The following is an 8,764-nucleotide window of genomic DNA, read 5'->3' as shown; positions in this document are numbered from 1 at the left end:
AAAAGAAAAAGGGTTGCAGCCTGTTAGCCGCAACCCTTGATCGTTCTGGTGCCGAAGAGAAGACTCGGAACTTCTCGTTTTTCGGCAGAGCGGCAATGCTTTGATTTTATTTGTCTATTCTATTTCGGCGTGTCCTTTGTGCATGGGGAATGACCTAGCATTTTGACCCGGCTTCAGCAAGGGGGTGCCCCATATCTGTTCGCTGTCGCCAAGTTCCGGCTTCGAGTAAGGATGAGACTTCACCAATGGCATCGTGAGTACGTCGAGCATTGTTTTGATGAGCCGTTGGCACCTTTCGCTCACTCTCTCACCGGAAACATGGCATGCCGCAATCGCTATGGCAGCCGTTTGATGAATTCTCTTTCTTCTGGAGCCCGATCTCCAAAACCCTTCAGAATCAAATCCATCACCAGCTTGGCGAAGCCTTTTCTGGTGCGCTCCCTGCCGAGGAACTGCCGGGCGAGTTCGGCGTGCGTGTCCATGCTCTCGATGACGGCGTCCTCCACTGCCTGGGGGAAGCTTCCGAGCATGGCCTGGGCCGGGCTGTTCACGCGCAGTTCGGTCATGAGCCGGTCGTTCTCGCGCAGCTTGGTGACGATGGTCCGGGCGTAGCTCAGGGCGTCGCCGCCGGTGAACTCGCCGTCGAAGAGCCTGTTCATGCGCTCCACGATTTCCGCGAGCCTTTCGGTTTCGCGCTCCTTGGCCGACGCCGTTTCGTCGGAGGGCGGCCTGAGGGTTCCGTCCTCGTTTTCCAGCTTGATCTGCTCCTCGCGCTTTTTGGCCAGGCGGTAGTGAGTCATCTCGATGTCGGAGAGGTCGATCTCGTCATCAAGGCGTTCCTCCCGGAGCAGGGGCAGCAGGTGGCGGGCATAGATGGAGAGTTTCTCAAGCTCCTGGTCGTCAAAGTCGATGATCTGTGAGGCGAACTCGTAGAACCGCGTGAACCGCTTCAGGTCACGCTTGAAGATGTCCAGCACGTCCTTGCCCTTCCTGGCTTCGGAGACGCTGATCCGGGCGTTCTTGATGACGATCTCGTTGCCGGTCTTCTTCGCTTCCCGAAACGCCTCCTCCGCATCTCGGACAACGGACAGGACTTCCTTGTACCGGATGCCGAAGCGTTCCCGCGCCGGGCGGCAGTGGCGCATGAGCCGGGCTTGCGACGCCTTGTCGTTGAAGAATGCCTCGACAAAGGCTTCCACTTCCTCCCAGCGGTAGATATCCTGCCCGTCGAGCTTGTCCTTGAGCTCGTAGACAAGGTTCGGGTCGGACACGTCCTGGAGCCTGGCGACCTTGTAGTAGGGCTGGAACGCGGCGAGGATGTCCTCGGGCTTGTTGGCGAAATCGAGGACAAAGGTCTGGTCCTTGCCCGGATAGGTGCGGTTGAGCCGCGACAGGGTCTGGACGCAGTCCACCCCGGCCAGCTTCTTGTCCACGTACATGGCGCAGAGCTTGGGCTGATCGAATCCGGTCTGGAACTTGTTGGCCACGATCATGACCTGATACTCGTCGGTGTCGAACGCCTTGCGCATGTCCCGTTTCTTCAGGGTCGGATTCATGTTGGTTTCATTGAACGGGCCGGTGCCGTTCTCGGCATCCTCCACATCGCCGGAAAAGGCGACCATGGCCTGAATGCCCTGGCACTGCGGATGCTCGCCAATGTACTTGTCAAAGGCGAGCTTGTAGCGCACGGCAGCCAGCCGGGAGGACGTGACCACCATGGCCTTGGCCTGGCCGTTCAGCCGGGCCGCGATCCGGGTGCGGAAGTGCTCGATGATCACCTCCACCTTGGTGGCGATGTTGTGGGGATGGTGGCGCACCCACTTGGCGATGGTGCTGGCCCCCTTGCGGGCGTCCACTTCCCGCTCGTCTTCTGGATTGGTGTGGGCCAGCTTGTAGGCCATGGAATAGGTGGTGTAGTTCCGGAGCACGTCGAGAATGTACCCCTCCTCGATGGCCTGCCGCATGGTGTAGACATGGAATGACTGCGGGATGTTCTCGGCCGAGGCGGGCAGGTCGGGCCTGGGGCGGCGGCCGAAGAGCTCCAGGGTCTTGGGCTTGGGCGTGGCCGTGAAGGCGAAATAGCTGATGCGGTCCGAGTCGCGCCGGGAGGCCAGGGTGGCCTGCAACACGTCCTCGGAGCTCAGGTCCGCGCCTTGGTCGAGCTGTTCGAGGTTGAGGACTTCGCGCAGCTTCTGGGCCGTGCCGCCTGTCTGTGACGAGTGGGCCTCGTCGGCGATGACCGCATAGGTGCGGCCCTTGAGCGCTGTCCGCTCCTGGAGGAGCTTGAGCACGTAGGGGAATGTCTGGATGGTGACGATGACGATGCCTGCGGCCTCTTCCAGCGCGCCCGCCAGTTGCTCGGATTTGGAGCCGTCGCCGTATTCCCGGCTGACCCGTGTGACCGCGCCCCGGCGGTGGTCGAACTGGTAGATGGTCTCCTGCAACTGGTTGTCGAGCACCGTGCGGTCGGTGATGACGATGACCGAATCAAAGACCTTGCCGTCTTCGGCATCGTGGAGCGACGACAGCTGGTGCGCGGTCCAGGCGATGGAGTTGGACTTGCCCGAGCCCGCGCTGTGCTGGATGAGATATTTGTGCCCCGGCCCCTCGGCCCGCGCCGTGTCGATGAGCCGGTTGACCGCGTCCCATTGGTGAAAGCGCGGGAAGATCATGGTCTCCTTCTTGCGCGTGCGGCCTTGCCAATCGGTGGTTTCCTTGACTTCGAGATGCAGGAACCGGCCAAGGATGCGCAGGAAGTTGTCTGGCCGGAGCACTTCCTGCCAGAGATACCCGGTGGCGTAGTCGTCGGGATCGGTGGGCGGCGGATTGCCCGCCCCGCCATCGTCGGTGCCCTTGTTGAAGGGCAGGAAGCGCGACGCGTCCCCGGCCAGCCGGGTGCACATATACACATCCTCCTGGCTCACGGCGAAATGCACCAGGGCGCCGCGCTTGAAGGTAAGCAGCGGCTCACCCTTGCGGGTGTGCGGGTCTTTGGGCGGGCGGTCCTTCTTGTATTGCCGGATGGCGTTGTGCACCGACTGCTTGAACTCGCTCTTGAGCTCCAGGGTCGCCACCGGGATGCCGTTGACAAACAGGGCCAGATCGAGCCGCCCCACATAGCCGTGGGGCGAGTAGACCAGCTCCGGCACCACCCGCAGCCGGTTGCAGCCGTATTGCCGCTCGGTCTCCTCGTTGAGCCCGTGGTCGGGCTTGAACCGGCACATGTGGATGCGCGCGCCCCGGTCCGTATAGTGCTTGCGCAGGATCTGGAGCGTGCCCTTGTCGTCCAGCGCCCTGGCAAGGCTGCGCAGCATGGATGCCTCGGGATTCTCCGGATACATCTTGCAGAACTTGGCCCACTGGTCGGGCTGCGCCTCGCTCATGAAGCCCACCACGTCCTCGGGATACAGCGCGTGCTCGCGGTCATACCCCGCCGAGGTGCCCAAACGCCAGCCCCCGGCAACCAGGGCGTTGACGATGTCCTGCTGAAAGGTGTTTTCGAGTGCGTCGGGCATGGGTCAATGCTCCTGGGCTGGCGGTGATATTTCCATAACCGGCAATGCCTCGATCAGCATGCGCATGGTGGCTTTCCCGCTACCATGAATGACCGTGCCTGGGAAATGGTGCGGCACGGTCCCGTGCAGGTATGCGCCCATGAGGCGTTGCCAGTGGTCGCGGTCGGCCAGGGGGTGGCGGGTGGCGGTGCGCAGGCCCTCGTCGCCGGTGAAGCCGAGGTAGAGCAGGGCCACGGGCAGGCCGCACTCGGCCAGCTTCCAGGCCGAGGCGATGCGGTTGGAGAGCTGGTAGTGGGTATCGCGGCTGATGGCAAAGCCGGGGATGTGGCGGTTCAGGGCCGTGTTGGCCTCGTCGATGCACTGGCCGATGATGCGGTGGTTTTCGAGCGCTCGGGGGTTGGCTTGATCCGGCTCGGCCTTGCCGTTCCAGTCCAGCTCCCGGTCATTGGCCTTGGCCTCCACCAGCAGCAGGCCGGGATCGCCGTGGATGGTGCAGGTGGCAAGGATGTCCCATGTGGGCCGTTTGCCGCCGGAGATGTTCCACCACGAGGCAAAGCCGTGGCAGTCGAACAGCTCCCGGCAGTGCTCGCCGCAAAAGTGCTCCAGGGTCCACTCGTCCGGGTCGTCATGCCCCAAGGGCCGCCGGGCATCGCCCTGGCCCACCCGCACGCCGTGCCCGCCGAGCAGCCCGGTCATGGCGGCCGCGAACCTGCCGGAATCGAGCAGGTCGAGCACATGCTTGAAGCTGCCGCGCGGCTGGCTCACCCTACACCGCCACCCGCACGTCGATCTTGCCGGTAACAGACGCAGAGATGAGGGCGGTGCGGCGCTCTTGGAGGAGAGCAATTGCGCTTTCGACCTTTTCCCGTAGGAGTGCGATCTTTTTGAGGCGTTCCCCAAGAACACCAACAATTCGCACCTGCTCATCCATTTGAGGCAGCGGAATTTTCAATTTGCCAAGTATCTCAGTGTTGAGGTTCTCCATCGTTGAACCCTTCGACATAAGAGACAAGGCATCCCTTGCCGAAGATGTCCCCATGAACAACAGCAGGAATTTCGGCGCAAGACGGCTCATATTCAAAGTCACCTTCACACTGCCCGTCCCGCACAGCCATCCAGACTCATGATCCGTTACCAAAGCACACCGCCCCAATTCTCCCCTTCGTGCAAAGACAATGTCTTGAGCACGAAGTTGATGGTGAGCCAGTTGTTCGAGCATCTCCTCATCAACAGCACACTTCTCATCGGGACATATTTTTCCGTCAACCATATGCGCTGGATTGATTACAGGGGTTCCCCCTTCACAATAGTCTTCTGCATGTAACTGGCTACCAAATGGGCCTGTCTGCATAGATATGGCAACATGCCCAAGTTGAACAACCTCCCAATGCGCCGGAATCTCCCCGAGCCATTCCACGCCGGAGTCCTTCATGGGGGCATCCGGGTCGAGGCCCTTGGTCACGGCATGGGAGATGACCGCCTGCCGCTTCTCCTTGAGCAGTTCGATCAACTGCTCCTGCCGGTCGATCAGCCGGTCGATCTTAGCGGTCTCGCGGTCGAGGAAGGTGGCGATTTGGGTTCGCTCTTCTTCGGATGGTTGGGCGAATGAGTAGTTGGCGACAAAGTTGTCGGAGACACGTTTTTGTCCACCAGCACCGTACATTGAGCCTTCAGCAAGAGGGCGAAATGGAGGACTGCTCAACAGGTAGTAGAGGAACTGGCGATCCCGTTCATTATGACACCGAAGAGGGATGACTTCAGTAGTTGCGAAGGCCATCCCATTCTTTAAACTCTTGGCTACAGCCCCTTTCCCGTTTTCAAAACAAGGAGTGATCTTCGCAATGATGACATCTCCTTCCCCGACATACGTGTACCCATCAATTACGGCACCAAGGAGCTTTGATTGTGCAAGGTCCAACTCGCCTTGTTCGCCCACGGCATCCATCGGCAGAAAAGAAACCTCCATGTCCTCCGGAAGGCCACGAACAGCACTTTTCGAAGGATTCAAGGTTGCCACGTTTTTCACCCTGACTCGCTTCCAATGCTTCGGCACCTCCCCAAGCCACTCCACGCCCGAGTCCCGGTACTCCGGATACGCCCGATACTTGCCCATCACTGTTCTCCCTGGGCCAGGAGGTTGAGGATGAGCCGGATCACTGTGTCCTTTTCCCTGGGCGCGGATTCGGCAACCAGCAGGGTCAGGGCGGCCAGACCGGCCTCATTAACGACCAACTCTCCCCTGTCGTCGAAGAGCCGCCCGTTGGCGTTCAGGAAATGGACCAGCAGGAAGGCCGCGCTGCGCTTGTTGCCGTCCGTGAAGGGGTGGTTCTTGACCACGAAGTAGAGCAGGTGCGCCGCCTTGCTCTCCACCGAGGGGTAGACATCCTCGCCGAACGCGCTCTGCTGCAACGCGCCCCAGATGGCGGCAAGGCCAGCTCCCTTGTCCATGGCGAACAGGTCGGTGGCTTCCTGCCGGGCCATGAGCTGCCGCTTGAGCGTGCCGAGCGCCGCCCGCGCCTCGTCCAGGGCCATGAGCCTGCCGCCGCGCTGCCCTTCGGGCGTGGCCAACCGCCCCTCGTCATACTGCTGGAGCCAGAGAAATGTCCGGGTGTACCGGCTGATGACATCCACCAGCCCCTGCCCCTCTTCAATATGCCGGATGCTCCCGGCGCTGCGGCGGACAAGCTCCAGAGCCTTGGTCAGCTCATCCGCATTCTCGGCCAGCCGCTTTTGGTCGACCGTATACCCCTTGACCAGATGCTCGCGCAAAATGGACGTGGCCCACTGGCGAAACCGAACGCCCTGCTGCGACTTCACCCGGTATCCAACCGAGATGACCACATCGAGGCTGTAGTGGGCGATATCGCGGGAAACCGTTCTCCCGCCTTCGTTTTGAACTGTTGCAAAATTTGCAACAGTTGCCGCTTCGTCCAGCTCCCCTTCCCCAAACACATTGCGGATGTGGCGGGAAACAACGGACTTGTCGCGCCCGAAAAGCAAGGCCATCTGGTTGGCGTTCAGCCAGACGCTCTCCCATTGGACGGGCACCCGGAGTTCGAGACTCCCTTCCTCGTTCTGGTAGACTTCCACTTCGGCAGGCTGCATCAACTGTGCACCTCCTGCAAAAACTGCATGATCTCCGCCGACACCTTGTCGAGGTCCGCGTCTATCTCCTCCAGCGGGCGCGGCGGTACATACTTGTAGAAGTGGCGGTTGAAGGGGATCTCGTAGCCCACGATGCCCACCTCGCCGTCGCTGCCGTCCCGTTTGGCCTCGTCTATCCACGCGTCCGGCACATGGGGCAGCACCTCGCGGGCAAAGTATTCCCGGATGTCCTCCTTGAGCGGCACGTTCTCGTTGTCGCGCAGGTTCGGGTCCGGCTCTGGGCTGCCCTTGACCTTGCAGACCTCGGCCTCGGGGTCGTGCTCGCCAAGGTGCTTCTGGAGCAGCTTGAACTGGACCGCGCTCACATCGGCCCCGGCCTTCTTGAGCGCCTTCTTGAAGGCGGAGCGGGAGAGATAGCGTTCATCCAGCGCGGCCAGGGCGTCCAGAAGGGCCCGTTGCGTCTTGGCATCCCATTTGGCCCACGGCTTGTCCGCCCTGAGCGCGGCCACGCGGGCCTCGTCTTTCGGGAAAAAGGCCAACTGGAGCGGGCGCTCCACGGTGATGCGCCGGTAGCCGAAGGCCGTGGTGTTGAACACCTTGCAGTTGTCGTCCTCAAGGCAGTCGCCATAGGCGCGGACGATGTCCTCTATCTGCTCCTCGGTCATGTGCCGCCGCTTGGAGCCCAGCGACTTGCGCATGGGCGCAAAGACCTCGGTGGCGTTGAGCAGGTGCACCTTGCCCCTGCGCGAGGCGGGCTTGCGGTTGGAGAGCACCCACACATAGGTGGCGATGCCCGTGTTGTAGAACATGTCCGTGGGCAGGGCCACAATGCCTTCAAGCAGATCGTTCTCAAGTATATGGCGGCGAATCTCTGACTCGCCCGACCCGGCCCCGCCCGTGAAGAGCGGGGAGCCGTTGAGGATGATGCCTATGCGCGAACCGCCCTCGCTCACCGGCCGCATCTTGCTGATGAGGTGCAGCAGGAACAGGAGCGAGCCATCGGACACGCGCGGCGTGCCGGGGCCGAACCGGCCCGCAAAGCCCCTGAGCCGGTGCTCGTCCTCCACCACGCGCTGGATTTTCTTCCAGTCCACGCCAAAGGGCGGGTTGGAGAGCATGTAGTCGAACTTCTCCGCCGGGAGCTGGTCGTCGGACAGGGTGTTGCCGAACTTGATGTTGGCCACGTCCTGCCCCTTGATGAGCATGTCCGCCTTGCAGATGGCGTAGGACTCGGGGTTGAGCTCCTGCCCGTGGACGCTGATCACGGCATCCGGGTTCAGGGTGCGCATGATCTCCGTGCCCTCGGAGAGAAAGCCGCCGGTCCCGGCCGTGGGATCGTAGAGGGAGCGGACCACGCCGGGCTTGGACAGCACCTCGTCATCGTCCAGGAACACCAGCGAGGTGGCGAGGTGCACGATGTCGCGCGGGGTGAAGTGCTCCCCGGCGGTTTCGTTGGACGATTCCGCGAACTTGCGGATGAGCTCCTCGAACACGAGGCCCATGGTGTGGTTGTCGATGGCCTCCGGGCTCAGGTCCCAGGTCGCGAACTTTTTGGTCACCATGTAGAGCAGGTCGCAGGCGTCGAGCTGCTCCAGATAGTCCGAGAAATGGAAATATTCGAATATCTCCCGCGCATTGGCGCTGAACCCCTGCACGTACCCCTCAAGGTTGTCCAGGGTCTGCGTCGATCCGATGGACGCCATGGTCATGGGCGAGGCGTTGTAGAACTGCTGCTTGGCCGCCTTCCTGATGAGCGGCGCGGCCGCGTCACCCATGTGCGCGTGCTTTTTTGCCGCGTCGAGAACAGCGTCCTTGGTCGGCTCTAGCACACATTCGAGGCGGCGGAGCAGGGTGAAGGGGAGAATGACGCGGCCATACTGGGACTGCTTGAAATCGCCGCGGAGCATGTCCGCAACGGCCCAGATGTTGGCCGCAGTGGCGGAGAAGTTGGTCATGTGCACTGTCCGTTGGTGGAATGTCTGCTATCAATACCGGTTGGCTGATTGTGTACCCTCCATGCGAGGTCCGGGGCAAGGGTTTATTCCCTGTCGTGAAGGGCCACCGGTTAAGTAACAAGTTCATGAACTCCATAAATCAACGAGTTAGTTTATTCCCAGCCAATGCAGATCAAGCATGCCCTTAAT

Annotated in this window: 5 protein-coding genes; all 5 read right to left on the bottom strand. The window is 61.4% G+C overall.

The genetic code is table 11. The annotated features are described in order from the left end of the window. Window positions 1–335: 335 nt before the first annotated feature. Genes QQS14_RS08800 through QQS14_RS08780 form a run of 5 tightly spaced genes read right to left on the bottom strand, consistent with a single transcriptional unit; the run spans window position 336 to window position 8,575 of the window. Window positions 336–3,515 (bottom strand): type I restriction endonuclease subunit R, encoded by a 3,180-nt coding sequence (locus tag QQS14_RS08800; protein WP_285906610.1) that lies wholly within the window; start codon window positions 3,513–3,515, stop codon window positions 336–338. Window positions 3,516–3,518: 3 nt separating this feature from the next. Then, complete coding sequence (locus tag QQS14_RS08795) at window positions 3,519–4,280, bottom strand: hypothetical protein (protein ID WP_285906609.1); 762 nt, start codon at window positions 4,278–4,280, stop codon at window positions 3,519–3,521. 1 nt (window position 4,281) lies between these two features. Next, window positions 4,282–5,628, bottom strand: coding sequence for a restriction endonuclease subunit S (locus QQS14_RS08790; RefSeq protein WP_285906608.1), 1,347 nt, complete (start codon window positions 5,626–5,628; stop codon window positions 4,282–4,284). Beyond that, on the bottom strand, window positions 5,628–6,620 hold the full coding sequence (locus tag QQS14_RS08785) for a virulence RhuM family protein/type II toxin-antitoxin system death-on-curing family toxin (RefSeq protein ID WP_285906607.1): 993 nt from the start codon (window positions 6,618–6,620) through the stop codon (window positions 5,628–5,630). The genes QQS14_RS08790 and QQS14_RS08785 overlap by 1 nt, the downstream gene beginning before the upstream one ends. Beyond that, entirely contained in the window at window positions 6,620–8,575 is a 1,956-nt protein-coding gene (locus tag QQS14_RS08780) for a type I restriction-modification system subunit M (protein WP_285906606.1), read from the bottom strand. The genes QQS14_RS08785 and QQS14_RS08780 overlap by 1 nt, the downstream gene beginning before the upstream one ends. Between the last annotated feature and the right edge of the window lie 189 nt (window positions 8,576–8,764).

This window comes from Pseudodesulfovibrio pelocollis, from assembly GCF_030282845.1.
GTDB classification, from domain to species: Bacteria; Desulfobacterota; Desulfovibrionia; order Desulfovibrionales; family Desulfovibrionaceae; genus Pseudodesulfovibrio; species Pseudodesulfovibrio pelocollis.
The sequence above is the reverse complement of the archived record's forward strand: the minus strand, read 5'-3'. Positions and strand labels throughout refer to the sequence as shown.

Bases quoted from the DNA above. Each gene is read 5' to 3' on its own strand.
- QQS14_RS08790 (WP_285906608.1), bottom strand. From the start codon at position 5,628: ATGGGCAAGTATCGGGCGTATCCGGAGTACCGGGACTCGGGCGTGGAG.
- QQS14_RS08780 (WP_285906606.1), bottom strand. From the start codon at position 8,575: ATGACCAACTTCTCCGCCACTGCGGCCAACATCTGGGCCGTTGCGGAC.
- QQS14_RS08800 (WP_285906610.1), bottom strand. From the start codon at position 3,515: ATGCCCGACGCACTCGAAAACACCTTTCAGCAGGACATCGTCAACGCC.
- QQS14_RS08785 (WP_285906607.1), bottom strand. From the start codon at position 6,620: ATGCAGCCTGCCGAAGTGGAAGTCTACCAGAACGAGGAAGGGAGTCTC.